Below are 26151 nucleotides of genomic sequence, written 5' to 3'. Positions count from 1 at the left end.
GGTGGGGGTTGTGGAATAGTCATTTCAGTATAGTGTGGGCCGTGGCATCGCACCACCCGTGCGATGCGCACTGCGGAGAGGAGAGCGGCGTGGGGCGACAAGCGGGTTTCGTCCATGAGGACGCCGTGCGCTCCGCGCGCGACGTCTTCTGGCATGAGGGCTTCGACGGAGCGTCCCTCGCGGCGCTCCAGCAGGCCACCGGCCTCAACGCCAGCAGCCTCTACCACGCCTTCGGCTCCAAGCGCGGCCTGTTCGATGCCGCGGTGGAGGACTATCTCGAGCACGTCGTGCGCCCCGGGCTCGTCGGGTTCCAGGTGGAGCATGTCGCTCCCGGTGCCCTCGAGGCGTACTTCCGCTCCGCCCGCGAGATCCTCGCGGACCCGTCCGGCCGCGCCGTCCCCGACGGCTGCCTCCTGGTGAACACCGCGTGCTCGGGCCTCGCCCGGGACGACGGCATCGCCGAGGCGGTGCGCGCCTACCGTGCCGAGCTCCTCGCCGCCTTTTTCCGTGGGGCCGCTGCTCGGTACCCCGGCTGGCCGGCCGATGAGCAGCTGCGGCTCGCCGAGACCTGCGTCGCGCTGATCGTCAGCGCCCTGGTCATGACCCGGGTGGACACGCGGTCGGCGCTCGCCGCCCTCGATGCCGCCCTCTCGTATCTCGACTGAAGGAGAACCTGCCATGAAGCCCCTCTACACCACCGAAGCCCTGGCCACCGGCGGCGGCCGCGACGGCCACGTCGATGTCGCCGAGTCGGATCTCGCCTTCGACCTCGCCGTCCCGACCGCCATGGGCGGCACTGGCGCCGGCGCCAACCCCGAGCAGCTCTTCGCCGCCGGGTACTCCGCCTGCTTCCACTCCGCCCTGCAGGCCGTCGCCCGGCAGCAGAAGGTCGCGATCGACGGCTCGAGCGTCGGTGCCCGCGTGACCATCGGCTCCGAGGATTCCGGCGGATTCTCGCTCGCCGTCGAGCTCGAGGTGGTCATCCCGGAGCTCGACCACGACACCGCCCAGGCGCTGGCCGATGCCGCGCACCAGGTGTGCCCGTACTCGAACGCCACCCGGGGCAACATCCCGGTGGTCGTCACGGTCACCGACGACTGACGTCGCCGCCCGCATCCTGCGTGAGCGGGAGGCGGAATGCAGGAGCCCCGTCGGGTGTGATGCCGGCGGGGCTCCTCGCGGCCCGGGGCCGACGGGGCCCCGAGGCGCCACTCACGGGCGCAGCAGCACCTTGCCCTGTCGGCCGTCGGTCAGCGAGGCAGCCACGGCCGCGGTGACCTCGTCCAGCGCGAAGGTGGCCGCGACCGGCAAGGTGACTTCGCCGGAGAGCAGGCCGGAGAGGATCTCGCCGATGAGCCGGCGCCGCACCTCAGGGGACATCTCCTGCGAGACCCGGGAGCCCCAGAACCCCTCGACCCTCAGGTTCCGGAAGATGATCGGCCCGGAAGGGAGGGCCATGGTCGAGCCGCCCATCGCCCCGAAGACCACCAGGCGGCCGCCGTCCCCGAGCAGCGAGAGCACCTGGCCCGCCGCGTCGCCGCCCACGGAGTCCAGGCCCGCCGCGACGCGCGCGTCGCCGATCAGGGTGCGGGCCTCCTCCTGCCAGTTCTCCCGGTCGGTGGCGACCACGTCGCCGATGCCTTGCGCGGCGAGCTCCTCGACGCCGCTGCCGCGCCGCACGAGGCTGATCACGCGGATCCCGCGGATCCGGGCGAACTGGGCGACGAGGCGGCCGACGGCCCCGGTCGCTGCGTTCTGCACGAGGACCTCTCCGGGCGCGAGATCGAGGTGCTCGAGCAGGGAGACGGCGCTGAAGGGCATGGCCACGAGCTGGGCGGCGGATTCGTCCGGGAGCTCGGCGGGCAGCGGGATCAGCGAGGAGGCGCGGGCCGTGACGAGCTCCGCCCAGGCACCGGAAATTGCACTCGCGGCGACCCGGTCGCCGACGGCGAGCCCCTCGACGCCCTCCCCGAGGGCCTCCACCACGGCGACGCCCTCGCTGCCCGCGCCGGAGGGGAGCGCGGGGCGGACGCCGTAGGTGCCGCGAATCGTCCACAGGTCGTGATGGTGGATCGGGCTCAGGAGCATCCGCAGCAGAACCTCGCCGGCACCCGGGGTCGGGGAGTCGACGGCGGCGGTGCGGAGGACATCGGCGGGTTCGCCGAAGCGGTCATAGGTCACGGTGAGCATCAGGGTGCCTCTCGTTGTGGAATGGTCATTCCACTATAGGCGCTCGGGCCCGACGGGGACCGTGTGCGGGGTGCGCTGTTCCGGGATTCACACAGGGGCCGGAGGCCGGGACCGGTTCTCCGGTCCGACCCCCGGCCCCTGTGGTGGCGGGATGCCGGCGACGTCTGCGCGCGGCTCAGGCGTTCGAGGGCAGCGGAGCGCCGTCGCGCGAGACCCGCACCATCTCCTCGCGGTCCACGACCTTGATGCGGGCCCGCGGCTCGCCGTCGGCGTCGAGGGCCGCGGCGCCGAGGGCCTTCTCGTGCTCGTCGAGCGCCATCCAGCCGTCCCAGGTGGTGTACGGCACGCCGCGCTCCTCGAGCAGCGACAGGATCGCATCGGCCTCGCGCTCGGGGGCGGCGGCGAGGGTGCCCGCGGCGATGTCCTCGAGCAGGCAGGTGATGGTCTCGATCGCATCGGACTTGGTCGCACCGATCAGGCCGACGGGTCCGCGCTTGATCCAGCCGTTCGCGTAGACGCCGGGGATGACCGTGCCGTCGGCCTCGGTGACGCGCCCGGCCCGGTTGACCACCACGCCGCGGGCGGCGTCGTAGGGGAGCCCGGGCAGCTCGGAGCCGTGGTAGCCGACCGCCCGGTAGACCGCGCCGAGCTCGTAGTCGACGAACTCGCCGGTGCCCTCGAGGCGGCCGTCGGCGTCGAGGCGGGTGCGCTCGAAGCGCATGCCGGTGACGGCTCCGTCCTCGCCGAGGACCTCGACGGGGCGATGCCAGAAGTGCAGGTGTAGGCGGCGGGAGACCGGGCCGCCGTGCGCGTCCGTCGGCGCCTCGCCCGCGGCCTCGCGGCGCTGCTGCTCCTCGGTCCAGCCCACGAAGGTCTGCACGATCTGGTCGGTGCGCTTGTCCGCCCGGATGGTCTCCCACTCGGCCTCGGTGATCTGCTCGAGGTCGCGCGGGTCCATGACCACCTGGAGACCCGTCGGGTGCGCGAGCTCGCGCGCCTCGAGCGGGGAGAACTTGGTCTGCGCGGGGCCGCGGCGCCCGAAGACGTGCACGTCGGTGGTGGCCGCGGCCTTCAGCCCGTCGTAGACGTTCGCGGGGATCTCGGTGCGCAGCAGCTCGTCGGCGCTCTTGGCGAGCACCCGGGCGACGTCGAGGGCGACGTTGCCGTTGCCGATCACGGCGACGTGCTCGGCGTCGAGCTCCCAGGTGCGGGGGTAATCGGGGTTGCCGTCGTACCAGGCCACGAAGTCGGCCGCGCCGAAGGAGCCCTCGAGCTCGATACCGGGCACGTCGAGGTCCGCGTCCTTGAGGGCGCCGGTCGCGAAGATGACCGCGTCGTAGTGGGTGCGGAGATCCTCGACGGTCAGGTCGGTGCCGAACTCGACGTCGCCGAGGAAGCGGATGTCGCCCCGGCCGAGGATGCGGTGCAGCGCGGTGATGATGCCCTTGATGCGCGGGTGATCGGGGGCGACGCCGTAGCGGATCAGGCCGAAGGGGGCCGGGAAGCGGTCGAAGAGGTCGATCGCGACCTCGAGCTCGCCGTCCTTGACCTGCTGGGTGCGCAGGAGGGTCTCGGCGGCGTAGACGCCGGCAGGTCCGGCGCCGACGACGGCCAGGCGGAAGGGCTGCGGGTTGGAGGACATCGCACCTCGGTCTCGTGGCGCGGCGGCGCCGATCGTCTGCAGGGCGGCGAGGGTCTCCCCGGACCGCCAGGATTTCCGCACCACTGTATACGCGTTAATGCCCTCCCCCGGAGGAGTGTGAGCGGGGTGACGCCGGTCCGCGCACACGCGTTCACGGGGCGACACGGGGCTCAGGCGGCGGACCCCTCCCGGCGGCGGTAGATGGTCCAGAAGTAGGCGCCGACGAGCACGGCGCCGCCGACGATGTTGCCCAGGATCACCGGGATCAGGTTGTCCCAGACCACCGCGCCGACCGTGATCGCGGCGAAGTCGCCGCGGTCGACGCCGGCCGCCCGCACCGCCTCCCCGGCCCAGAAGCCGTCGCCCGCGCCGTACTTCACGAGCAGACCCATCGGGAGCAGGAACATGTTCGCGACCGAGTGCTCGAAACCGGTCGAGACGAACAGGACGAGCGGGCCGGTCACGGCGAGGAGCTTGTCGGTCACCGTCGTGCCCGCAGTCGCGGTCCACACCGCGAGGCACACGGCGAGGTTCGCCAGGACGCCGAGCACGAAGGCCTGATGCCAGTCGTGGGAGAGCTTTCCCTGCGTCAGGTTCAGGACCACCAGGCCCCAGGCCGACCCGTTGGTGGTGTGGGTGCCGGCGAGCATCACGAGCACCGCCACGGTCACCGCGCCGATCAGGTTGCCGAGCAGGGAGATGCCCCAGTGGGTGAGCATCCGCGCGGTGGTGATCCGCTTCGACAGCCACGGCATCGAGGTCAGGGTGGTGCCGGTGAACAGGTCGGAGCCGCTGATGACGACCAGGCCGAGGCCGATGGCGAAGACGGTGCCGCCGAGCACCTTGGCGAGGCCGACGGGCCAGTCCGCCATGCCCTGCTGCGAGGTGATCATGGCGATGAAGCCGAGGGCGATGAACCCGCCGCCCGAGAGGGTGAGCAGGAACATGCGGTCCAGCGGCGCGGTGGCCTTGGCGTGCATCGCGTCCTCGAGGGACGCGGCGAGGGCCTTCGGGGCGGGGATCCGGGTGCTCTGTGCCGCCGGGGCGGGGGCGGGGCTCGAGGTGGGGTGCGACATGGGGGCTCCTGGACGGGGATGTGACCGGATCCGGGTCGCACCGAGGGCACGGCTCGGATCCTCCGTGGTCAGGCTAGGACCCCCGGGGCACCCTCCGGAGGGACTTCCGGCGGATCCGCCCTGCTCAGGTCGCCGGGTCCGAGAGGGGGACCACCCCGACGGCGACGTCGAGGGTGCTCGTCGCCCCCGGCGGGCCGTAGACGATGCCCTTGAGCGGGGGCACGTCGGCGTAGTCGCGCCCCCAGGCGGTGGTCACGAAGCGCTGGTCGACGAAGGTGCGGTTGGTGGGGTCCACGTCCACCCAGCCGGCCCCCGGCACGAGCACGCTCAGCCACGCGTGCGAGGCCGCGGAGCCGATCATCTCCCCGACCGGCTCGGTGCCCAGGGCCCCTGAGGTCGAGGGGGCGGTGCGCAGGTAGCCCGAGACGTACCGCGCGGCGAGACCGGCGGCTCGGACCGCGGCGAGGCCGACGTGCGCGAAGTCCTGGCAGACGCCGTGCCGTGCGGCGAGCACCTCGACGAGGGTCGAGGTGACGGTGGTGGCGGCCGCGTCGTAGGTGAAGTCGGTGTGGATCAGCGCGGTCAGGTGCGCGAGGGCCTCCCCGATGGGACGCTCCGGGGCGAAGACCTCCGCCGCGATCTCCCGAGCCGCGCTCCCGGCGGGGATCCGCGGCGAGGCGTGGACGAAGTCGATGCTCGCCGCCGGGATCAGCGTCCCCCAGTGCTCGGGCGTGCACTGCTCCCAGGGGCGGTCGAGGTGCTCGGCCGGGTAGCGCCGATCGGCGACGCTGACCAGGGCGTGCGAGTGCACGTCGAGCTGCTCGTGGGGCTGGTCGACGAGCAGATAGGTGGAGGAGTTGCCGTAGAAGTCGGTGTGGGCGGTGAGCCGCGCGGGAGCCGGGTCCACGACCACCTCGTGGGAGAGGACCCGCTGGTGCGGGGTCGCGCGCGGTTCCACGTGGGCGCGGCCCACGTTGCGGGTCACCGGCTTCGCGTAGCGGTACCGGGTGAGGTGGTGGACCTGGTAGTCCACGGCGGGCGCCGGCTCCTCCTCGCCGTGGCGGAGGGGGATCTCGGGCAGGGTGCCGGGACGGAGCGGATCAGACATCGTCGACCCCCCAGCGGGACGTGGACTCGGACGGGCGGAAGAAGCGGTTCTCGAGGGCGGTGGCCAGCTCCCTCAGGGAGGCGATCGCGCCGTCGACCTCCGTGAGCAGCGGGGTCGGTGTCCCGTCGGGACCGGCCCCGGCGTCCTCCGCGGGCTGCAGCAGGTCGTGGGCATGCCACCCGGCCAGCCGGGTGCGCAGCGAGGTCAGCGGCGCCCGCAGCTCGAGGGCCGGGGTGCCCTCGGGCAGCCGGTCCAGGGCCGCGGAGAGCCGCTCGATCTGAAAGGCGATCGAGCGGGGCAGGGTGGTGTCGGCGAGGAGCAGCTCGAGGAGGAGCTCCGGGCGCACCGCGGCGTGATAGGCGCGGCGGTAGGCGGCCCCGGACTCGGTGATCAGGGCGACGGTGCGGGCGAGGCGGGTCTCGACGGCGCGCGGGCGGCGCCGGCCGAGTGTCGCCCGGAGCAGGGCGAGCAGCGCGAGCGAGCGCTCGATCCGACGCCCCGCCTCGGTGAGGTCCCAGCCCAGATTGCGCGGCATGGAGTCGGAGACGGCGCCGGACAGCGTGAGGCAGCCGTCGACCACCTCCGTGAGCGCCTGCTCGACGGGCTGCAGGTCGTGACCGTCCAGGACCGCGAGACGGGCTCGCATCGAGGCGATCACGGGCCACACGTCATCGGTGATCAGGTCGCGCAGGGTGCGGGTGGTGTGGGCCAGGGCGACGTAGGACTGAGCGAGCGAACCGGGGCGTCCGACCTCGGTCAGCAGGCTGCGCACCTCCCGGCGGATCGCCGAGGGCGAGGCCCCGTCGACCGCGGCGAAGCCGGGATAGGTCGTGGTCACGTCGGTCACCGCGCGCAGCAGCACGGACTGGGTCTGGCGGGCCGAGGGCGAGCGCTCCGAGGAGAGGTCGTTGACGGTGTCCAGAACGGTGCGCAGCATGCGGGCGGTGAGGTCGACCCGCTCGAGGTAGCGGCCGAACCAGAACAGGTCCGAGCCGATCGACCGGGTCATCGCCGGGTAGGCGCTGAGGAGACCGGCGGGGTCCTCCGCGGTGTCGATCGCGGGGAGGACGCGAGGGGCGGGATCGGCCGTCTCCTCCCCGGGGTTCTCCGCGGTCCCCGGGACGCTGGTCTCGGCGGGCACCACCCAGACGTCCTTGAGCGCCTCGGGTCCGGCGTCGGCGGTGCGGGCGACGCCGCCGGGGAGCACCTCGTAACCGTCCCCGGTGGCGATCACGAGCATCTGCAGGGTGAGGGGCCGGTCCACCAGACCGTCACCGCCCGCGGGATCGGCCGACGGCCAGCCGGCGGCGGTCCCGCCGTCGCGCAGGTCCTCGGGGGCGGGACGCAGCAGCAGGTCCTCGTGGAGGATCTGCCGGCACAGGTCGGGCAGGGCGGCGGCGAGCGCTGGGTTCTCGAGCAGGCCCGCACCGAGCGGGTTGAAGATCTCGACGTCGCCGCTCCGCGCCGCCTCGAGCAGGCCGGTGACCCCGCCGCCCGCGGACGGTCCGAGGTCCAGAGGGTCCAATCCCGCCGAGGGCACCAGGCGCAGCACGGCGTCGACCGTGTCGCCCGGGTCCTCGTCGCCGCCCGGCAGGCGCAGGGTGAGGGCGCCCGAGCCCGTGCGCAGGTCGCCCGCCGAGACCAGCGGGGCGCCGAGGAGGTTCGCGAGCCAGCTGTGGTCGAAGGCGCGCGCGGGGTCGTCGGCGTCGTCGGCCAGCACGACGGTGCGGCCCACGCGCCCGCCGGAGCGGGTTCGCTGGTGCAGGGCGGTGCGGACCCCGTCGAAGTACGGGTGCAGCCGGCGCAGCGGGGTGGTGCTGTAGAGCGAGGGCGCGCAGCGGGAGAGGACGCGGCGCAGCTCGAGCGCGAGGCCCGCTCCGCCGGGGACGTCCACCGCGTCCTCGAGCACCGTCCAGGAGCCCTCGGCGGTGCGGGCGATGGTCGTCGAGAGCAGGAACAGATGGTGGTTCCCGCGTGAGGGGATGCCCACCGCGGGGCGCAGGTACGCGGGGTCGGCGAGGAGCTCGGCGACCGGGGCGACGTCGGTCGCGAGCACGGTGCGGGGGCCGTAGAGGTCGGCGTAGAGCGCGTCGAACAGCCGAGCGCGCTGGATCAGCCCGGCGGAGATCTGCTCCCACTCGCCGACGTCGAGGACCACGGGGACCGGGTCCACGAGCGGTGCGGGGATGGAGACGTCGGCGGCGATCATCGCCGCCGCCGACGTCGCGGCCCGGTGCCGGCCCGCGGCGCCGAGCTCGTCCAGCTCGGCGGCCAGGACCGGTGGTGCGGTGATGCTCACCGGGTCATCGTAGGCATGCCGAGGCGGCGGGCGTTCAGCCGGCCGTGACCACCGGCGCGCCCTCGGAGGGCTGCACCACCACGAAGCCCGGGCCGTGGAAGCCCAGCTGGAAGGACTCGCCGGACCCGCGACCGATGAGCGAACCCATCTTGAAGTCGTTCTTGATCTGCGGCTGCAGGTTCGCGGACCAGCACACCGCGGCCTGCGGATCCACGAAGGTGGGCTGCTGGGAGCAGTCCAGCAGCATCGGCGGGCCGTCGGAGGTCACCGCGACCATGCCCTGGCCCTGGAGGAGGAGGTTGAACAGGCCGCCGGCCATGAAGCCCGCGCCGCCGAGGGACCGGATGTCCCACTGGATCGAGCTGTCGAAGGCGAGCATGTTCTTGGTGTTCAGCGTCAGGGCCTCGCCCTCGAGCTGGATCAGGAAGATCTCCTCCGCCTGGCGGGCGTAGAAGATCTCGCCCTGGCCGCGGGTGCGCATCAGGTTGCCGCCCTCGCCGGTGGCCATCTTCTTCAGCAGCTTCATCCCGCCGCCGGAGCCCTGGTAGGAGAACTCCATCTGGCCCTGATAGGCGACCATCGCGCCCTGGGCGGAGATGATCTCCGGCGCCTGCGGGTTCAGCGAGCAGCGCAGCATCTTCGAGGACTGCAGCGCCCAACGGTCGGTGGTCTGGCGCTCCTGGTTGGAGGCATCGAACAGGTTCGAGCGCATGAGGGCCCTTCCTCTCTCGGCCGGGCGCTGCCCGGGATGTGACGACGCCCACCGCGCCGACGGGCCTGATCGTCTCACGGCGCGCGCCCGCCGGGGGAGGGGCGTGGTCCCGCCGGGCCGGTGGGGGCCCTGTGGCGGAGCGGTGAAGGGCGCCCGGGGCGGGACGGCGGTTCCGTAGCATGGCCGACATGGCCGACCCCCGCACGCCCCGACGAGATCTCCGCGACCCGCGGCTGGTCGCGCTCGCCGAGGACTCCGGCTACGAGATCCTCGGCCGCATCGGAACGGGCGGGATGGGCATCGTCTACCGCGCGCACGACGCCGACGGGCACGAGGTCGCGATCAAGCTGCTGCGCCACGAGATCGCCGAGGACCCGCGAGCGCGCGAGCGCCTGGCCCGGGAGGTCGCGGCCCAGCAGCGGGTCCGCAACGACAGCATCGTGCGGATCCTCGACGCGGAGCTCGACTCCGCCGACGCCTTCGTGGTCACAGAGTTCGTGCCGGGCCCGACCCTCGAGGACGCCGTGCGGGTGCGCGGCGGGCTGCACCCGGAGGCGGTGCGCGAGATCGGCCTGGTGCTCGGGGAGTCGCTGCGCGCGATCCACGGCGCGGGGGTGATCCATCGCGACCTCAAACCGTCCAACGTGCTGCTGCGCGGCGCGGGCGACGCGGACCTCGACGGTTTCGACCCGGACGGCGACGGGCTCGACCCGGTGATCATCGACTTCGGCATCGCCGTCGCCGCCGAGGAGTCGCGACTGACGTCGACGGGTCTGGTGATGGGCACGGCCGCCTACCTCGACCCGGAGGTGCTGCGCTCGGACCGCACCGACGAGGCGGGCGACTGGTGGGCGTGGGCGGCGATGCTCGCCTTCGCCGCGACGGGGCGGGAGCCGTACGGCACGGGCCGCGCCGACGTGGTCTTCCTGCGGGCCGAGCGCGGCGAGCTCGACGTGGACGGGACGCCCGTCGAGCTGGGGGAGTGGCTGCGCCGGGCGCTGGCCTCGGACCCGTCGCAGCGCCCCGCTCCCGAGGAGCTGCTCGCCTCCCTCGCCGAGCTCGATCTCGAGCGCTATGCGGAGGCCGGGATGACGGAGGCGTTGCCGGGGACCCCGGGGGGCGGGACCGCCGAGGATCCGGAGCGCACCAGCGTGCCGGCGCCGGTGCCGGAGGAGAGCACCGACGAGGTCCCGATCTCCTCCCCGACGCAGGTCCTGCCCGTCGTCCCCGCCGCGACCGAGGCGCTGCCGCGGACGGTCACCCCCGCGGAACCGGTCACCGAGGTGCTGCCGGTGCTGTCGACGCCGACGCAGGTGCTGCCGGCCGTGCCGGCCGCCGCACCCCCGGCGGGGCCGCCCGTCGGGTTGGGCGGTCCGGCAGGTCATCCGGTGCAGCGGGCGCCGCAGCAGGCGGGCAGGGCGGGAGCTCCCGCCGGGCCGATGACCGCGCCCGTCCCGCAGCCGCAGCCGCAGCGCGCACCGCAGCCGATGCCGCCGCAGCCGATGCCGGGCCCCTATGGTGTGCCCGGCCCCTACGGCTGGGCGACGCCGCTGCCGCCCGCGCCGCGGCGACCCGTGCTGGTCTGGCTGGGCCACCTGCTGCTCGTCGGCCTCGCCGCAGTCGCCCCCTATGTCGCCCTGACCCTGATGCTCCTGCTCGGCGCGACCGCCCGCACCTGGGAGCGCTCGCACCGCTCCGTGGCCGAGAAGCGCCTGCGCGGGGCCGTCGGCGGCGGACCGCTCGTGACCGCCGGACTGCTGGCCCCCGTCGGCCTGCTGCGCGGTCTGGTCGAGCTCGCCCTGCAGGCGCTGCTCCCGCTGATCCTGGGCCTCCTGGTGGGGATCGCGACGGACGCCGCCTGGACCCTGCTCAGCGGCGGCCCCGCCCCGCCCGACGGGGTCGTCTTCGCCATCGCCCTCGGCATCACCCTGCTGATCACGTGGGTCGGTCTCGGCAGCGGCACGACCAGGCGGGGCGCCCACCGCATGCTCGACGCCGCGGCCCCCGACCGGATGTGGACCGCGGTGCTCCTGGGGCTGCTGCTGCTCCTCCTGGGTGCCGTGATCGCCGCGATCCTCGCCCGGCAGGGGATGGTCGACTACTTCCCGTTCCCCACCGGTCCCCGCCTCGAGGACGTGGCGGTGTGGCGGCGCTGACCGCGCCGTGACGTGCACCATCGCACCCAGCCGCGGCCAGGTCCCGGCGGTTACACTCCGAGCGGAAATGTCACCCAGCAGCGCCTCGGGCACGAGGCACAGGAGCAGCACATGGCCGCGTCCGGACCGTCGAAGTCAGCGCAGGAGCGCCGCGAGGCACAGAGGGAGGCCCTGCGCACACAGCGGGAGTCCGAGCTGCGCCGCCAGCGCACCGTGCGCACCGTCGTGATCGCCGCGGTGACCGTCGCCGCGCTCGTGATCGTCGCGGGCGCCGGGTACCTGATCTACCGGACCACCCGCCCGGCGGGTCCCGTGGCTGTCCCCGCCGGCATGGCGCAGGACCAGCCCTACCTGAGCTTCGGCGCGGAGGAGGGCTCCGGCGCCCCCGTGGTCGAGCTCCACCTCGACTTCATGTGCCCCTACTGCGGGCAGTTCGAGCAGATCAACGGCGAGGACGTCGCCGCCCTCGTCGAGGACGACGCGATCACCCTCCACCTGGTGCCCCGCCGCATGCTCGACACCGCCTCCACCACCGGTGACTTCTCGTCGCGGGCCGCGAACGCGATGGTCTGCGTGTACGAGGAGAACCCGGACGCGGCCATGGCCTTCCAGCAGCTGATGTTCGCCAACCAGCCCGCCGAGGGCACCGCCGGACTCACCGACGACCAGATCTGGGACTACGCCCAGCAGGCCGGCGCCACCGAGGCCGTCCAGGGCTGCCTCACCTCCCGCACCTATCAGCCGTGGGTGCGCCAGGTCGCCGAGCCGTATGCCTCGGCGATGCAGAAGGGCACCCCGTACATCGCGATCGACGGCACCCAGTTCGGGGAGTGGACCACCGAGGGTGCGTTCCTCGCGGCGGTGCAGGCCGCGGGCGGCTCGACGGCCTCCGACGCGGGCGGCGCCGAGGCCTCCGACGGCGGCGAGGGCTGAGCCCCGGTCGAGGCGGGCGACGAGTTCGCTAGGATCTGGGGCCGGTCGGGCATCCGATCGGCCCCTTCCGCTGGAGTGGCGCAACGGTAGCGCACCTGTCTTGTAAACAGGTGGTTGCGGGTTCGAATCCCGTCTCCAGCTCTCTTCGGCCGGACGCCATGCCGGTCTTCCGTTCCCCGGGATGGGGAGTTCTCCCCAGTGCGGCTCGGATGTTCCCGGCCTAGGCTCGGAGCCTGCGGCATCAGGGGGATGCCGCCTCGCCGCGCTCCGCTGCGGCGGTACGAGTTCGGGGGAGCACCGATGATCATCTGGCGAGGCTGGGGCGTCCTGGCCGTCCTCTATATCGCGCTCTGCGCGGCGCTGCTCGGCGGGCTGCTTGGCGCGTCGGTGCTGCAGTCCTCGGCGGCGGCCGGGCCGCTCGCGGGGATCGGCATCGCGATCGGCGGGGCGCTCGCCACCGCCCACGGCTGGTACCTCAACATCATCGGCCCGCGGAAGCGGTCGCTGGCCTGGGCCGAGGTGGAGAAGCGCCGGCTGACACGCGCCGCCGACGAGGGGACGCTCGTGATCGGGAACGTCCGACCGTCCAGCCGCGAGGAGGCGCACGCCCTCGTCGATCAGGTGCTGGAGAACGGGAAGCGCCAGATCGGCCGGCACGGCCCGCACTCCGTGTTCTGGATCCCGATGGAGGTGATCGGGATCCTCGCGATCGCGGGAGGCGTCGTGCTCGCCGTCGCGACCGGGATCGTCGCGCTCAGCGCCTGATCAGAAGGTCTCGTAGGTGCCGCGGCTGACCATGAAGCCGTGCCCGGAGCGCACGTCCCAGCAGGTCATACCGTCGTCGCGGCTGGTGCAGGCGACATTCCCGTCGACCGCGGTCTGGCCGTACTCGAGCGTCTCCGCGCCCTCGGCCCCGACCGTCCCCTCGCAGTCGAGGGCGACCTCCTCGCCGGTCGCGCGGATCGTGAACGGGGAGTCGCCGCAGTCCTCGACGTCCTCGTCGTAGCGAGTCTCCTCGAGCGAGCAGGCGACGGTGTCGCCATCGAGCTCGCAGCGGATGTTCCCCGTGGGCGACTGCACCGCGGACATCTCTAGGGCGTCCTCCGGAGCGGGGGAGACAGGGTCCTCGGTCGGGGACGCGGACTCTTCCGCAGGGCTCGAGCCCTCCGCGGGCTCCTCCGCCGCCGTCGTGGAGCTGTCGCGCTCGTAGCCCTCCTCGTCACCGTTCAGCCAGGCGCGGCCCACGAGACCGCCGACCACGAGCAGCACGAGCACCAGCACCAGGCAGCCGCCGCAGGCGAACCACATCCGGCGATCGCGTCGGCCCTCGCCGTCGTCGGCCTGCGGTGCCGGGGCCGCCGGGAGGGCGGCTGTCGGGGCGCCGTACGCCGGGCCGGGCGCGGGGGCCGGTCCGGACGCCTCGCGGTCCGGGGCCGACGGGAGCGGCACCACGCCGGAGGAGTGCGCGATCCGCACCCCCCGCGGCCGCGGCCGCAGTAGGGGCCGGCGGCTCCTGCGGAACAGGGGTCCAGGCGGCGGTCGCCTCCGGATCCGCCGCGGACGGGGTCGAGTCCGGGGCGCTCGCGAGGTCGCCCCAGGCGGAGGTCTCGGGACCGGACTCGAAGGCGGGCGAGTCCGTGACGATCGGGTGGCGGCGGGTGGCGTCGGGATCCGCGGACGGCTCCGCGCCCTCCGCGCCCTGCGCCCCCTCCGCGTGGTCGAGCGCCTGGCGCGCCTCGGGGGAGGTGGCGAGGATCCAGTCCCTCGCCACCTGCGGCGTGGCGGGGTTCAGGACCAGCGGCACCTGCAGCTCGGGGTGGTGCTGGGCCAGCTCGAGGAGCCGTTCAGGGCTCGTCGCGGGGTCCGCGGCCTCCTCGGCGGTCGTCCGGGGCTCTGCCACCGTGCTCTCCCTTCGTCGCGCGGCGCACCGGCGGCGTCGCGTCGACCGACGAGGATGGCACAGGTGCCCGGACGCCGGCAGGGATCGGGAAGCGTCTCGGACGCAGATCACTGCCGCCGTCGGGGCCAGACGAGCGCGGTGTCCTTCGGGGCGGATCAGCCCTCCGGGGCCACCACGGGCAGGGCCGTGGTGGACGTCATCGGCTCGCCGTGAGCATCCAGGGGGCGCATCTTGAGCCAGAAGTAGCCGTGACCGGCGAGGGTCAGGGTGAGCGAACCGTCGGCCGTCACCGCCGGGAACTCGTGGCCGCCGAAGAGATCGCGGATCGTGCGCCGCTCCATGCCGACCAGGTCCAGGGTGGAGGTCACCGGCTGGGCCGACAGGTTGAAGACGCACAGCAGGGTCTCGGCGTGCTCCTCCGCGTCCTCGCCGTGATCGGCCCCGTCGTAGGTGCGGGTGAAGGCCAGCACCCGCTCGCTGTCCGCGGCGACCGCCCGGTACGCGCCCATGCCGAAGGCGGCGTGCTCACGACGCACCGCGAGCATCCAGCGCACGAAGTGCAGCAGCGAGCCGGAGTGCGCCATCTGCGCCTCGACGTTCACGGTCACGTAGTGGTGGACCAGGTTCTGGATCACCGGGAGGTACAGCTTGCCCGGGTCCGCGATCTCGCTGAAGCCGGCATTGCGGTCCGGGGTCCATTGCATCGGGGTGCGCACCGCGTCGCGGTCCTCGAGCCAGATGTTGTCGCCCATCGCGATCTCGTCCCCGTAATAGAGGAACGGCGAGCCGGGCAGGGACAGCAGCAGGGCGTGGATCAGCTCCAGCTCCGAGCGGGAGTTGTCCAGCAGCGGGGCCAGACGCCGACGGATGCCGACGTTCGCCCGCATCCGCGAGTCCGGCGCGTACCAGCCGAGCATCGCCGAGCGGTCCTCGGGCGAGACCATCTCGAGGGTCAGCTCGTCGTGATTGCGCAGGAAGGTTCCCCACTGGGCGCCGCGCGGGATCTCCGGGGTGTCGGCGAGGATGTCGATGATGTGCCGGGCGCTGCCCTCGCGCAGCGCGTAGAACAGCCGGGGCATCACCGGGAAGTGGAAGCACATGTGGCACTCGGGCTTCTCCGGGGTGCCGAAGTACTCGACCACGTCGGCCGGCCACTGGTTCGCCTCCGCGATGATCACGCGGCCCGGCCAGTGCTCATCCACGTACGCGCGCAACTCGGCGAGGAACTCGTGGGTCGCCGGGAGGTTCTCCCCGTCGGTCCCCTCCTCCTCGAAGAGATAGGGGATCGCATCGGCGCGGAAACCGTCGATGCCCTTGTCGAGCCAGAACCGCACCACGTCGAACATCGCCCGGCGCACGGCGGGGTTCTCGAAGTTGAGGTCCGGCTGGTGGGAGAAGAACCGGTGCCAGAAGAACTGCCGGCGCACCGGATCGAAGGACCAGTTGCTCTCCTCCGTGTCCACGAAGATGATCCGGGCGTCGGAGTACTTCTCGTCGGTGTCGGACCAGACGTAGAAGTCGCCGTAGGGCCCCTCCGGGTCCGACCGCGACTCGAGGAACCAGGGGTGCTTGTCGCTGGTGTGGTTCATCGGCAGGTCGATGATCACGCGGATCCCACGACGGTGCGCCTCGGAGACCAGCCGCTCGAAGTCGGTGATCGAGCCGAACTCGGGCAGCACCCGCTCGTAGTCGGAGATGTCGTAGCCGCCGTCCCGCAGCGGGGAGGCGAAGAAGGGTGGCAGCCACAGGCAGTCGATGCCCAGCCACTGCAGGTAGTCGAGGCGCTCGATGAGCCCGGTGAAGTCGCCGGTGCCGTCCCCGTTGCCGTCGGCGAAGGCGCGCACGAGCACCTCGTAGAACACGGCGCGGCGGTACCAGTGGGGGTCGTAGTCGACCCCGGGGCCCTGCGGTGAGAACTGGGAGAGGTTCAGGGGCATCGGGTCCTCCGCATGGACGGGGCGAGGGCGTCGCCGACGGGACGGGCACTCCCAGCCTAGAGCCCTCCGTACCATGGGCGCAGGCCCGACGCGGGCGTCGGGGAGATCAGGAGGGGACGAGGGGACATGGGGCAGTCGGATCAGGGATGGAGCGGGGGCGGGACGGTTGGGGGGCCGTCCTCGCCGTCCTGGGGACAGCAGCCGGGCCAGCAATGGGGGCAGGCCCCGGGCGGCCCCGCTCCGTCCGGCGGAGGACGCTCCCGGCTGTGGATCGTGCTCGGCTGCGTCGGTCTCGTGGTGGTCCTGCTGATCGTGGCGATCACGGGCGGGATCCTCGTGCTGGTCTCGCAGCGGGGCGGCGGTGAGAAGGAGACGAGCTCCGCGCCGCAGACGACCGTCTTCGAGACCGAGGACTTCCGCCTCGAGTACCCCGCGGACTGGGTGACCCACGAGGTCACCGAGGAGGATGCGGGCTTCGGCACGCTCCTGCACATCACCGACGTGGAGATCCCCCCGGAGGACGAGCTCGACCACTACCCGCCCAACAGCCTCGAGGTGTACCAGTTCGAGAGCGTCGTGCACGCCGAGGTCGAGTGCGAGATGCAGGCGATCTGGGCGGGCTTCGGCTGGGACGAGTCCGGGGACGACGGCGTCCTCGAGGACCCGCAGCTCGGCGGCCGCCCGGTGCACGGCTACACCAAGTCCGGGCAGCACGACGGGGCCGACGCGATCTCCGAGGGCTTCTGCGCCGACGTCGGCGACGAGATCGTGCAGGTGGTCGTCGAGACGCACGGCTCCACCGAGATCTCCCCCGCCCTGCGCGAGATCCTCGCCAGCTGGACCTGGGTGGGAGAGGGCTGAGGACGGACCCGCGGACCGGGCGGGGCGGCCGGTTCGGCGCCCGCTCGCCTCAGCGCACCGTCCAGTCGATCTCTGCGCCGCCCTGCGCACGCAGCAAGGCATTGGCCTGCGAGAACGGGCGAGACCCGAAGAAGCCGCGCGAGGCCGAGAGCGGGCTTGGATGGGGACTCGCGACGTGCGGCACCTCGCCCAGCAGCGGGATCAGCGACTGCGCGTCCCGGCCCCACAGGATTGCGACGAGCGGTCCGCCGCGATCCACGAGGGAGCGGATCGCGAGCTCCGTGACCTCCTCCCAGCCGCGGCGGCGATGGGAGGCGGCCGCGCCCGGTCGCACCGTGAGCACCCGGTTCAGCAGCATCACGCCCTGGTCCTGCCAGGAGGAGAGATCGCCGTGGGCGGCCGGGGCGATCCCCAGGTCAGATCGCAGCTCGGTATAGATGTTCGCGAGGGAGCGCGGCAGCGGCCGCACGTCCCGCTCGACCGCGAAGCTCAGCCCGATGGGATGGCCCGGCGTCGGGTAGGGGTCCTGGCCGACGATCAGCACCCGCACCTCGGAGAGGGGGCGGGTGAAAGCCCGCAAAACGCGGTCCCCGGCGGGCAGGTAGCCGTGCCCCGCCTCGACCTCGCCGCGGAGGAACTCCCCGATCGCGTGGATCCGCTCCTCGGCGGGGGCCAGGGCGGCGGCCCAGTCGGGGGCGATGATCTCGGCGAGCGGCTGCGGCATGCCGCCAGTCTGCCAGGCACGTCACCCTCCGGCGCGCCGGAGCGGGACGGCGCGAGCGGCCGCGTACTGTCGATCCATGCCCGTCCCGTCCCCCTCCGCGTCGTCGCCCTCCCCGCGCGACCCCGCCCCGGAGCTGTCGGCGCAGGAGCTCGCGATCCTCGCGCTCGAGGGGCGCACCTTCCGCTACGTCGGCGCGAAGGAGCGGGCGATCCGTGAGGAGATCGGCATCTCCAAGGTCGCCTACTACGTGCGGCTCAACGCCCTGCTCGACGATCCGCGGGCGCTCCGCGCGGCCCCGGCCCTGGTGCACCGGCTGCGCGGCCGACGGGTCTCGGAGCACGGCGAGATCCCCCGCCGCGGCGGCGACCGCGTCGCCTGACCCGCGCGCCCCGTGTCCCCTCGGACACTCCTGATGGGCGTGGGTTCCACGGCCCTCCCGGGGGGAGCGGGTTTAATGGGCCCGTGGCAGATTCCCAGTACCCCTACCCGCCCGACCGATTCGACGACGAGGCGGACGCCGTCGCGTTCCACGGCGCCCACCGCGCCGAGGAGCCGTTCTGGCGCCAGAACCTGCTCTACATCATCATCATCGCGGCGGCCCTGGTGCTGCTCGTGGTGCTGCTGTTCCTGATCGGGAACCTCGGCGGCGGGGGAGGGGACGACCGCTCCCAGGAGCCGACCACCGCCGCGGAGACCACCGTGGAGGAGACCACCGGCGAGGAGTCGGCGGAGGAGTCGGCCTCGGAGGAACCCGCCCCCGTGGCGGACAAGACCGTCCCCGTGCTCGTGATGAACGCGGCGGGCGTCGACGGCCTCGCCGGCGACTGGCGCGACACCCTCGAGGAGAGCGGCTGGGAGGACGTCCAGATCCAGACCGCCGACACGCAGCAGCAGGAGGCCGTGGTCTTCTACCGCGACGAGGCGGACGCCGAGACCGCCCAGGCCCTCGCGCTCGAGGTCGGCGCCGGTGAGGCGCGGCAGAGCGACGAGTTCCAGAACCGGATCACCTTCCTCGCGGTCGAGTCCCCGGGCGCCGGTGCCGAGGAGGGCGACGGCGAGGGCTGAGCCCCCGCTGTGCGCGGTTCCTCCCGGAGTTAGCACTCTCGGGCCGAGAGTGCTTATGATGAGCTGGCACTCGTCGCTCGAGAGTGACAGCACTCGCGAGCGACGGGCCAAGAGCATTCCGGCCCCGTGAGGGACCCGTCGTCGTGGGACATGAACACGGCGGCTGGTGCCGTCCGTCGCGGGCACAGGGTCGGGTGGACACCACACCACACGGGAGAGATTCCACAATGGCCAAGCTCATCGCATACGACGAGGAGGCCCGGCGCGGCCTCGAGCGCGGGATGAACCAGCTCGCCGACGCCGTCAAGGTCACCCTCGGCCCCAAGGGCCGCAACGTCGTGCTCGAGAAGTCCTGGGGCGCCCCCACGATCACCAACGACGGCGTCTCCATCGCCAAGGAGATCGAGCTCGAGGACCCCTACGAGAAGATCGGCGCCGAGCTCGTCAAGGAGGTCGCCAAGAAGACCGACGACATCGCGGGCGACGGCACCACCACCGCCACCGTCCTGGCTCAGGCGCTCGTGCGCGAGGGCCTGCGCAACGTCGCCGCCGGCGCCAACCCGATCGCGCTCAAGCGCGGCATCGACAAGGCCGTGGCCGCCGTCTCCGAGACCCTGCTCGCGCAGGCCAAGGAGATCGAGACCAAGGACCAGATCGCCAACACCGCCGCCATCTCCGCGGCCGACCCGGCCATCGGCGAGCTCATCGCCGAGGCCCTCGACAAGGTCGGCAAGGAGGGCGTGATCACGGTCGAGGAGTCCAACACCATGGGCCTCGAGCTGGAGCTCACCGAGGGCATGCGGTTCGACAAGGGGTACATCTCGCCCTACTTCGTCACCGACGCCGATCGCCAGGAGACCGTGCTCGAGGATCCCTACATCCTCCTGCTCTCCTCCAAGGTCTCCACCGTCAAGGATCTGCTGCCGCTGCTGGAGAAGGTCATCCAGTCCGGCAAGCCGCTCGCGATCATCGCCGAGGACGTCGAGGGCGAGGCCCTCGCGGTGCTCGTCGTCAACAAGCTCAAGGGCTCCTTCAAGTCCGTGGCCGTCAAGGCCCCCGGCTTCGGCGATCGCCGCAAGGCGATGCTCGAGGACATGGCCATCCTGACCGGCGGCCAGGTCATCGCCGAGGAGGTCGGCCTCAAGCTCGAGACCGCGGGTCTCGAGCAGCTCGGCCAGGCGCGCAAGATCGTCGTCACCAAGGACGAGACCACCATCGTCGAGGGCGCCGGCGAGGCCGACCGCATCGCCGGTCGCGTCTCCCAGATCCGCACCGAGATCGAGAACTCGGACTCGGACTACGATCGCGAGAAGCTCCAGGAGCGCCTCGCGAAGCTGGCCGGCGGCGTGGCCGTCATCAAGGCCGGCGCTGCGACCGAGGTGGAGCTCAAGGAGCGCAAGCACCGCATCGAGGATGCCGTGCGCAACGCCAAGGCCGCCGTCGACGAGGGCATCGTCGCGGGCGGCGGCGTGGCGCTGCTGCAGGCCGGCAAGGACACCTTCGCCACCCTCGCGCTCGAGGGCGACGAGGCCACCGGCGGCTCCATCGTCAAGGTCGCCATCGAGGCACCGCTCAAGCAGATCGCGGTCAACGCCGGCCTCGAGGGCGGCGTCGTGGCGGAGAAGGTCAAGAACCTCCCCGTCGGTCAGGGCCTGAACGCCGCCACCGGTGAGTACGAGGACCTGCTCGCCGCCGGCATCATCGATCCGGTCAAGGTCACCCGCTCCGCGCTGCAGAACGCGGCGTCCATCGCGGGCCTGTTCCTGACCACCGAGGCCGTCGTGGCCGACAAGCCGGAGCCGGTCAAGGCTCCCGCGGGCGGCGACGACATGGGCATGGGCGGCATGGGCGGCATGATGTGATCCAGCCTCACGGCTGATTTCTGCCGCTCCCCCCGGAGCGACCTGCGGGCCCCGATCCTCTCCGGAGGGTCGGGGCCCGTCGGCGTTCCCCCCGGTTCCCTGGTGCTCCGTTGCCCTGGTGCTCCGCTGACCTGGTGCTCTGGTGCTCGTGGTCGTCTGCTGGAACTCCGCGCCCGGCGTGACCTCAGGCTCTGTAGGGCCTTGAGCTCACGCCTGGCACGGAGTTCCAGCAGGGCAGGGGCGGGCGAGGGTCGACCCCGGGGAGCTGCTGCGCGAGGATGGAGGGATGACGATGCGGAGCGACGACGCCCTGACCACCGGCCTGACCACCCGCCCGACCACCGGCACGACCCCGACGCCGACGACTGACCCCACCCCAGCGCCTGCGACCCTGCGCGTGCTGACCCAGAACCTCCGCTACGCGGACCCGTCGGTGCCGCCCGAGCATCCGGACCACTGGCCGAGCCGCGCCCCGGTCCTCGCCGAGCTGCTGCGCGCGGCCGATGCCGACGTGATCGGCACCCAGGAGGTGCTCGCCGCCCAGATCCCGCTGCTGGACGAGGTGCTCGGCGCGACCCATCTGCGACTGGGTATCGGCCGCGAGGGCGGCGGCCGGGGGGAGCACAACCTGTTGCTCCTGCGGCGGGAGCGCTTCGACCTGCTGGACTGGGACCAGTTCTGGCTGTCGGAGGATCCGGCGCGGATCGGCTCGCAGGGCTGGGACGGGCACTGCCCACGGATCGCGGTGTGGGCGCGGGTCCGGGACCGGTGGACCGGCGGGGAGCTGGTCTTCGCCGTCACCCATCTCGACCATGCGGGGGAGCGGGCCCGGGAGAAGGGTGCGGGACTGCTCGCTCAGCGACTGCGGGAGGCGGCGGACGGCGCGCCGACGCTGCTGATGGGAGACTTCAACGCTGCCGGCGGGGACAGCACGCCGTGGCGGGTGCTGCGCGATGCGGGCTTCGCGGACGCGCACGACGTCGCCGAGATGCAGGTCGGCGAGGACATCGGCACGTTTCCCGACTACGACGCGCCGAAGGTGGGCGGGACCCGGATCGACTGGATCCTCACCCGGCACCTCGCGGTCCAGGAGTACGAGGCGTCCGTCCCCCGGCGGCAGGGACGGGCCGCGAGCGATCACGCGACGGTCACCGCGCGCGTGCGGCCGACGGAAGCCTGAGCGTCCGGCTCACATGTCGCGCGCGGAGGTGACCAGCTGCGTGCCGTCGACGCACGATGCGGTCAGCTCGAGGACGTCGCCGGCCGCGGAGATGCTCGCGCTCTGCGCGAGGCCGGGCTGCACCTCGACCCAGCCCCCGCGCAGTCCTCGACCTCTACGCCGAGCGCCGCGGCGAGTCCGGCGACGGCACGGTGCCCCGTCATCTCACAGCCCCCAGGCCTCCGCGAGCAGCTCGAGGCCGCGCATCCGGTGCTCGGGATCGAAGTAGTTGGCGGTCACGATCAGCTCGTCGGCCTCAGTCGCGGCCACGATCGTCTCGAGCTGCTCGACGACGCTCGCGGGCGAGCCGACGGCGCGGATCGAGAGGGTCTGCTCGACCTGGGAGAGGAGATGGTCGGGGACCGTGCCCTCGAGATCCCGGGGAGGCTGCATGGCCTGCCGCTGCCCGGTGACGACCCCGAGGAATTGCTGCACGTTGGTGGTGAACAAGCGCTGCGCCTCCGCGTCGGTCGGGGCGATGACCACGTTCACGCCGACCATCGTGCGGGGCGCCTCGAGCTGGGCGGCGTCGCTCTGCGTCGCCGAGAACTGCTCGCGGTACACGCGCAGCGCCTCGAGGTACTGGAAGGGCGCGAAGTGCGAGGCGACGGAGAAGGGCATGCCCAGCTGCGCCGCGAGGCGCGCACCGTTCGTGGTCGAGCCGAGGATCCACATCGGCACCTCGGTGCCCTCGGCGACGCCCGCTCGGATCGGGAGGGTGCCGCTGGGCTCGGCCCGGGACCAGTCGCGCATCTGCTCGACGGCGGCGACGAAGGCGCCCGGCTCCGCCGAGGTGCGGGCCAGCAGCTGGGCCGTGTACTGGTCGGTGCCGGGAGCCCGGCCGAGCCCCAGGTCGATGCGGTCGCCGTGGAACTGGACGAGGGTGCCGAACTGCTCGATCACGGCGAGCGGGGAGTGGTTGGGGAGCATGATGCCGCCGGAGCCGACGCGGATGCGCTCGGTGAGGGAGGCGGCGCGGTCGATGAGCAGGCTGGTCGCGCTCGAGGCGAGGGTCGCGGCGTTGTGGTGCTCGGCGTACCAGTAGCGGGCGTATCCGGAGCGGTCGGCGGTCTGCGCGGCGCGCATCGAGGTGTCGATCGCCTCGCGCGTGCTCTGCCCCTCGCTGAGGGGCACCAGATCCAGGATCGACAGCGGGACGTGGGGGATGCTCATGGCGCGAGCCTAGCCAGGTCCGAGGCCGTGCTGCGGGCGAGCGGAGCGGGGGAAGGATCACCCGGGATCGGGCCGCGGAACGGGAAGATCCGGGGGCATTGAGGCGTTGCGCCTGGCGTGAGATTCTCCCTCCTGGACCGCTCCCGCACGCGCGCGGGGATGCCGGAGGCGTCGGCCCTCGCCCACAGCGTGGAGCGGGCCGTGACCGCGGAGGATTTCGGCTACCACCGCTTCTGGGTCGCGGAGCACCATGCCGTCCCGGGGATCGCCTCGGGCTCCCCGGCGGTGCTGCTCGCCGCGATCGGCCAGCGCACCGGGCGGATCCGCCTCGGCTCGGGCGGGGTGATGCTGCCGAACCACCGCCCGCTGGTCGTCGCCGAGCAGTTCCTCATGCTCGAGGCAATCACCCCGGGCCGGGTGGACCTGGGACTGGGCCGCTCCCTCGGGTTCACCGCTCCGGTGCGTGAGGCGCTGGGCCGCACCGAGGCGAGCACGGAGCAGTTCGCCGACGAGGTGGCGGAGGTGCGCGCGCTCCTCGAGGGCACGGCCGCGCTCACCGCCCGGCCCGTCACCGCGAGCCCGCCCCCGCTGCACCTCCTGGCCACCGGCGCCGGTCTCGATCTCGCCGCCCGGCTCGGTCTCGGCGTGGTCCTCGGCGGGCCGGTGCTCGCGGCCGACGACCTCGGCGAGCGTCTCGACGGCTACCGGCGCGCCTTCCGCCCGCATCGCGGGAGCGCGCCGCACGTCATGCTGTCCCTCGATCTCCTCGTCGCCGACACCGACGCGGAGGCGCGCGAGCTGGCGCTGTCGGAGGTGTGGGCGATGGTCGCCTCCCGTCGCACCGGCGCCTTCCCGCCGCTCGAGGATCCCCTCTCGATCCGGTCGGGGGAGCGGACTGCCCGGGAGTCGGCGCAGCTCGAGCGCGGGCTCGCGACCGTTTGGGCGGGCAGTCCGGGGACGCTCCGGCCGCGGGTCGAGCGGTTGCTCGAGCGATCGCGGGCCGACGAGATCCTCGCCGCGGGCGCGGCCTTCGACCGCGCGGCGCTCGCCGACTCCGACCAGGGGGTCATGGCGCTGCTGGGCTGAGCGGGCCGGCTCAGGCGGGCGGGCGCAGGTTCGCGTCGTCGTCCCCGTGGATCGGCACGTGCGCCTCGGGGATGTCCTCGTAGCTCGCCGGGTCGGAGATCGGTTCGAGGTGGGTGAGCACGGTGAGGGTGGGCATCGCGCGCATCAGCTCGTGCTCGAGCTCCTCGATGTAGTCGTGGCCCTGCTTGACCGTCCATTCGTCCGGCACCAGGACGTGCACGTTCATGTACTTCTCCTGCCCGGCCTCGCGGGTCTGCAGGCCGTGGAAGGTGACGGTCCCGTCGGTGCGGCGGCGGAGGATGTCGGCGATGACCTCGTTCTCCTCCTCGGGCAGCGCCTTGTCCAGCAGGCCCGAGACGGACTCGGAGATCAGCCCGATGCCGGTGACGATGATGTTCACGCCGACGGCGAAGGCGACGATCGGGTCCAGGCGGTCCCAGCCGGTCAGCACCACGAGGCCGACGCCGACGAGCACGCCCGCGCTCGTGACCACGTCGGTCATGAGGTGCTTGCCGTCGGCGCGCAGGGTGATCGAGTTGTGGGTGCGGCCCGCGCGCAGCAGCACGAGCGCGACGCCGCCGTTGATCAGGCTCGCGACCACGCTGATCGCGAGGCCCCAGCCGACGTTCTGGAGCGGCTGCGGGTTCAGGAAGCGCTCGACCGAGGTCACCAGGATCACCGCGGCGGCGAGGAAGATCATCACGCCCTCGACGGCGGCGGAGAAGTACTCGGCCTTCGCCCGCCCGTAGAGGAACCGCTCGGTCGCCGGACGGATCGCGACGCGCAGGGCGATCAGCGCGACCACGGCCGCGACCAGGTTCACCACGGACTCGGCGGCGTCGGAGAGCAGTCCCACCGAGCCGGTCATGACCCAGGCCCCGGCCTTGAGGGAGATGGTGAGGACGGCGGCGGCGATCGACAGCCAGGCTAACCGGGTGAGGTCCACGCGCTGCGGCGCGGGGCGGGCCGGGGGAGCGGCGGCGGTCATCGGGGATCCTTCCGGGGCGGGTCGGGGGCGAGGGAGCCGTCAGGAGCGATGTGCTCGAAGATCTGCTCGACGAGCTGGACCACGTGCGGGTCCTCGACCGTGTAGTAGCTGTGGCGGCCCTCCCGGGTCGCCGAGACGATGCCCGTCAGCCGCAGCTTGCGCAGGTGCTGGCTCGTGGTGGGCAGGCTCAGCCCGACCCGCTCGGCGAGCGCCCCGACGTCGTAGCGACCGGTGCTCATGAGCTGGACCAGGTGGAGCCGGGCGGGGCTCGCGAGCATCGCGAAGGTGTCCGCGGCCGCGGCGAGCTGCGGCTCGGTGGGGGCGGGGCGCGGCTCGCCCGAGGTCGTCGTCATGGCCGACATTCTCGCCGACGTTTCGTCATTCGCGCAACTGACGAAGTGTTGGATGTGGCGGGGACGACGGGGAGCGATCCCCGGGTCGTGGCGGGATGCAGGTCGTGTCAGAGGACGACGCGGCTGGGCTTGCCTTTTACCGGCAGGCCGGCGCGGCGGTACGCGCGGAAGCCGCCCACGAGATCCGTCGCGCGGGAGAAGCCGAGATCGCGCAGGTCCCGGGCGGCGAGCGAGGAGTAGTACCCCTCGTTGCACACCAGGATCACCAGGTCGTCATGCCCGGGGCCGTCGGCCATCCGATGCGCGGAGCCCGCGTCGAGCCGCCACTCGAGCACCAGGCGCTCCATGACGGTCGCGCCGGGGATGTGCCCCTCGGGCTCGCGGGTCCGCTCGGAGCGGAGGTCGATCACGTGGGCGCCGCGCGCGATGAGATCCGGCAGGTCGGCGGGCTCCACGCGGTCTGCGCCGCGCCGCGAGGCCTCGAGCACCTCGTCGATCGAGCGGTGCGCGGGCACCTCCGCACGACGGCGGCCGGCGGGTCGCTCCGTGGAGGAGGACCCGTCGGACGCCGCCGACGAGGAGATCACCGGCCGCGGCGCGAGGAGAAGGCTGCGAGGCCGCCGCCCGAGGAGGAGCCTCCGGTCGAGGTCGAGTAGACGCTGCCCGAGCCGGAGCGGCCCTGTCCGCCGCTGCGACCCCGGCCCTGACCGCCGCGGGAGCCCTGACCGCCGCGGCCGCCCTGGCCGCCGGACTCGCCACGACCGCGACCCTGGCCCTGACCCTGCTGGCCCGAGTTCTCGCCGCCGCGGGCCCCCTGGCCACGGCCCTCGCCGCAGCGGGCGCCCTGGCCGCCGCGACCGCGGCCCT

At 72.9% G+C, this 26151-nt stretch carries 25 protein-coding genes, 1 tRNA gene and 1 pseudogene; 12 read left to right on the top strand and 15 right to left on the bottom strand.

Annotated elements, in window-relative coordinates:
• Positions 1–41 precede the first annotated feature (41 nt).
• A complete protein-coding gene (locus tag ACZCAH_RS03980; RefSeq protein ID WP_464339835.1) occupies positions 42–665 on the top strand; it encodes a TetR/AcrR family transcriptional regulator in 624 nt (207 codons plus the stop codon).
• 13 nt (positions 666–678) lie between these two features.
• Entirely contained in the window at positions 679–1101 is a 423-nt protein-coding gene (locus ACZCAH_RS03975) for an organic hydroperoxide resistance protein (RefSeq protein WP_464339834.1), read from the top strand.
• 111 nt (positions 1102–1212) lie between these two features.
• On the opposite strand, the gene ACZCAH_RS03970 is transcribed toward ACZCAH_RS03975, so the two are convergent.
• The 6 genes from ACZCAH_RS03970 to ACZCAH_RS03945 form a co-directional block, all read right to left on the bottom strand.
• Entirely contained in the window at positions 1213–2190 is a 978-nt protein-coding gene (locus ACZCAH_RS03970) for a zinc-binding dehydrogenase (RefSeq protein WP_464339833.1), read from the bottom strand.
• A gap of 175 nt (positions 2191–2365) precedes the next feature.
• Positions 2366–3832 (bottom strand): FAD-dependent oxidoreductase, encoded by a 1467-nt coding sequence (locus tag ACZCAH_RS03965; RefSeq protein WP_464339832.1) that lies wholly within the window; start codon positions 3830–3832, stop codon positions 2366–2368.
• 170 nt (positions 3833–4002) lie between these two features.
• Entirely contained in the window at positions 4003–4908 is a 906-nt protein-coding gene (locus ACZCAH_RS03960) for a formate/nitrite transporter family protein (protein ID WP_464339831.1), read from the bottom strand.
• Positions 4909–5032: 124 nt separating this feature from the next.
• Positions 5033–6016: a transglutaminase family protein gene (locus ACZCAH_RS03955; protein WP_464339830.1), complete on the bottom strand. Its 984-nt coding sequence runs from the start codon at positions 6014–6016 to the stop codon at positions 5033–5035.
• A complete protein-coding gene (locus tag ACZCAH_RS03950) occupies positions 6009–8315 on the bottom strand; it encodes a circularly permuted type 2 ATP-grasp protein (protein WP_464339829.1) in 2307 nt (768 codons plus the stop codon). Before ACZCAH_RS03950 ends, ACZCAH_RS03955 begins: the two co-directional genes overlap by 8 nt.
• 34 nt (positions 8316–8349) lie before the next feature.
• Positions 8350–9027 (bottom strand): AIM24 family protein, encoded by a 678-nt coding sequence (locus tag ACZCAH_RS03945; RefSeq protein ID WP_329750182.1) that lies wholly within the window; start codon positions 9025–9027, stop codon positions 8350–8352.
• Between the two features lie 188 nt (positions 9028–9215).
• On the opposite strand from ACZCAH_RS03945, the gene ACZCAH_RS03940 reads away from it, so the two are divergent.
• From ACZCAH_RS03940 to ACZCAH_RS03925, 4 genes are all read left to right on the top strand, one after another.
• The gene (locus ACZCAH_RS03940) at positions 9216–11183 is read left to right on the top strand and encodes a serine/threonine-protein kinase (protein ID WP_464339828.1); all 1968 of its coding nucleotides are present in this window, start codon (positions 9216–9218) and stop codon (positions 11181–11183) included.
• Between the two features lie 111 nt (positions 11184–11294).
• A complete protein-coding gene (locus ACZCAH_RS03935) occupies positions 11295–12116 on the top strand; it encodes a DsbA family protein (RefSeq protein ID WP_464339827.1) in 822 nt (273 codons plus the stop codon).
• Positions 12117–12185: 69 nt separating this feature from the next.
• A tRNA-Thr gene (locus ACZCAH_RS03930) sits at positions 12186–12257 on the top strand.
• A 159-nt stretch (positions 12258–12416) separates the two neighbouring features.
• On the top strand, positions 12417–12881 hold the full coding sequence (locus ACZCAH_RS03925) for a hypothetical protein (protein WP_464339826.1): 465 nt from the start codon (positions 12417–12419) through the stop codon (positions 12879–12881).
• Here the strand turns inward: ACZCAH_RS03925 and ACZCAH_RS03920 are convergent, their stop codons facing one another.
• The 3 genes and pseudogenes from ACZCAH_RS03920 to treS all read right to left on the bottom strand — a co-directional run bounded on the left by ACZCAH_RS03920 (position 12882) and on the right by treS (position 15953).
• Positions 12882–13592 (bottom strand): DUF6636 domain-containing protein, encoded by a 711-nt coding sequence (locus tag ACZCAH_RS03920; RefSeq protein WP_464339825.1) that lies wholly within the window; start codon positions 13590–13592, stop codon positions 12882–12884. It abuts the gene before it with no gap.
• 250 nt (positions 13593–13842) lie between these two features.
• A pseudogene (locus ACZCAH_RS03915) lies at positions 13843–14016 on the bottom strand (variant leucine-rich repeat-containing protein); the annotation flags it as partial.
• A gap of 155 nt (positions 14017–14171) precedes the next feature.
• Positions 14172–15953 carry a maltose alpha-D-glucosyltransferase gene (treS, locus tag ACZCAH_RS03910; protein ID WP_464339824.1) on the bottom strand — a complete coding sequence of 594 codons (1782 nt, stop codon included), beginning with the start codon at positions 15951–15953 and terminating at the stop codon, positions 14172–14174.
• A 273-nt stretch (positions 15954–16226) separates the two neighbouring features.
• On the opposite strand from treS, the gene ACZCAH_RS03905 reads away from it, so the two are divergent.
• Complete coding sequence (locus ACZCAH_RS03905) at positions 16227–16814, top strand: hypothetical protein (RefSeq protein ID WP_464339823.1); 588 nt, start codon at positions 16227–16229, stop codon at positions 16812–16814.
• Positions 16815–16863: 49 nt separating this feature from the next.
• Here the strand turns inward: ACZCAH_RS03905 and ACZCAH_RS03900 are convergent, their stop codons facing one another.
• Positions 16864–17538, bottom strand: a complete 675-nt coding sequence (locus tag ACZCAH_RS03900) for a uracil-DNA glycosylase (protein WP_464339822.1) — start codon at positions 17536–17538, stop codon at positions 16864–16866.
• 76 nt (positions 17539–17614) lie between these two features.
• Here ACZCAH_RS03900 and ACZCAH_RS03895 point away from each other — a divergent pair, with 76 nt between their 5' ends.
• The 4 genes from ACZCAH_RS03895 to ACZCAH_RS03880 all read left to right on the top strand — a co-directional run bounded on the left by ACZCAH_RS03895 (position 17615) and on the right by ACZCAH_RS03880 (position 21645).
• Positions 17615–17917 (top strand): DUF3263 domain-containing protein, encoded by a 303-nt coding sequence (locus tag ACZCAH_RS03895; protein WP_464339821.1) that lies wholly within the window; start codon positions 17615–17617, stop codon positions 17915–17917.
• An 83-nt stretch (positions 17918–18000) separates the two neighbouring features.
• The gene (locus ACZCAH_RS03890) at positions 18001–18603 is read left to right on the top strand and encodes a LytR C-terminal domain-containing protein (protein ID WP_464339820.1); all 603 of its coding nucleotides are present in this window, start codon (positions 18001–18003) and stop codon (positions 18601–18603) included.
• A 227-nt stretch (positions 18604–18830) separates the two neighbouring features.
• A complete protein-coding gene (groL, locus tag ACZCAH_RS03885; protein ID WP_329747123.1) occupies positions 18831–20465 on the top strand; it encodes a chaperonin GroEL in 1635 nt (544 codons plus the stop codon).
• Between the two features lie 286 nt (positions 20466–20751).
• Positions 20752–21645, top strand: a complete 894-nt coding sequence (locus ACZCAH_RS03880; RefSeq protein WP_464339819.1) for an endonuclease/exonuclease/phosphatase family protein — start codon at positions 20752–20754, stop codon at positions 21643–21645.
• A 204-nt stretch (positions 21646–21849) separates the two neighbouring features.
• On the opposite strand, the gene ACZCAH_RS03875 is transcribed toward ACZCAH_RS03880, so the two are convergent.
• Positions 21850–22857 (bottom strand): LLM class flavin-dependent oxidoreductase, encoded by a 1008-nt coding sequence (locus ACZCAH_RS03875; protein WP_464339818.1) that lies wholly within the window; start codon positions 22855–22857, stop codon positions 21850–21852.
• Between the two features lie 117 nt (positions 22858–22974).
• Between ACZCAH_RS03875 and ACZCAH_RS03870 the strand changes: the two genes are divergently transcribed.
• Positions 22975–23943 carry an MsnO8 family LLM class oxidoreductase gene (locus ACZCAH_RS03870; protein ID WP_464339817.1) on the top strand — a complete coding sequence of 323 codons (969 nt, stop codon included), beginning with the start codon at positions 22975–22977 and terminating at the stop codon, positions 23941–23943.
• A gap of 10 nt (positions 23944–23953) precedes the next feature.
• Here ACZCAH_RS03870 and ACZCAH_RS03865 read toward each other — a convergent pair whose 3' ends face one another.
• The 4 genes from ACZCAH_RS03865 to ACZCAH_RS03850 form a co-directional block, all read right to left on the bottom strand.
• The gene (locus ACZCAH_RS03865) at positions 23954–24931 is read right to left on the bottom strand and encodes a cation diffusion facilitator family transporter (RefSeq protein ID WP_464339816.1); all 978 of its coding nucleotides are present in this window, start codon (positions 24929–24931) and stop codon (positions 23954–23956) included.
• Entirely contained in the window at positions 24928–25284 is a 357-nt protein-coding gene (locus ACZCAH_RS03860) for an ArsR/SmtB family transcription factor (protein WP_464339815.1), read from the bottom strand. Before ACZCAH_RS03860 ends, ACZCAH_RS03865 begins: the two co-directional genes overlap by 4 nt.
• A gap of 107 nt (positions 25285–25391) precedes the next feature.
• Positions 25392–25871, bottom strand: a complete 480-nt coding sequence (locus ACZCAH_RS03855; protein WP_464339814.1) for a rhodanese-like domain-containing protein — start codon at positions 25869–25871, stop codon at positions 25392–25394.
• The coding region (locus ACZCAH_RS03850) for a hypothetical protein (RefSeq protein WP_464339813.1) at positions 25868–26151 on the bottom strand (284 nt) is incomplete at its 5' end. The genes ACZCAH_RS03855 and ACZCAH_RS03850, both read right to left, overlap by 4 nt.

The sequence above is a fragment of the Brachybacterium sp. B718/18 genome (genome assembly GCF_055454375.1).
Note: the sequence above shows the minus strand (reverse complement) of the source record. Positions and strands in the feature narration are given on the sequence as shown.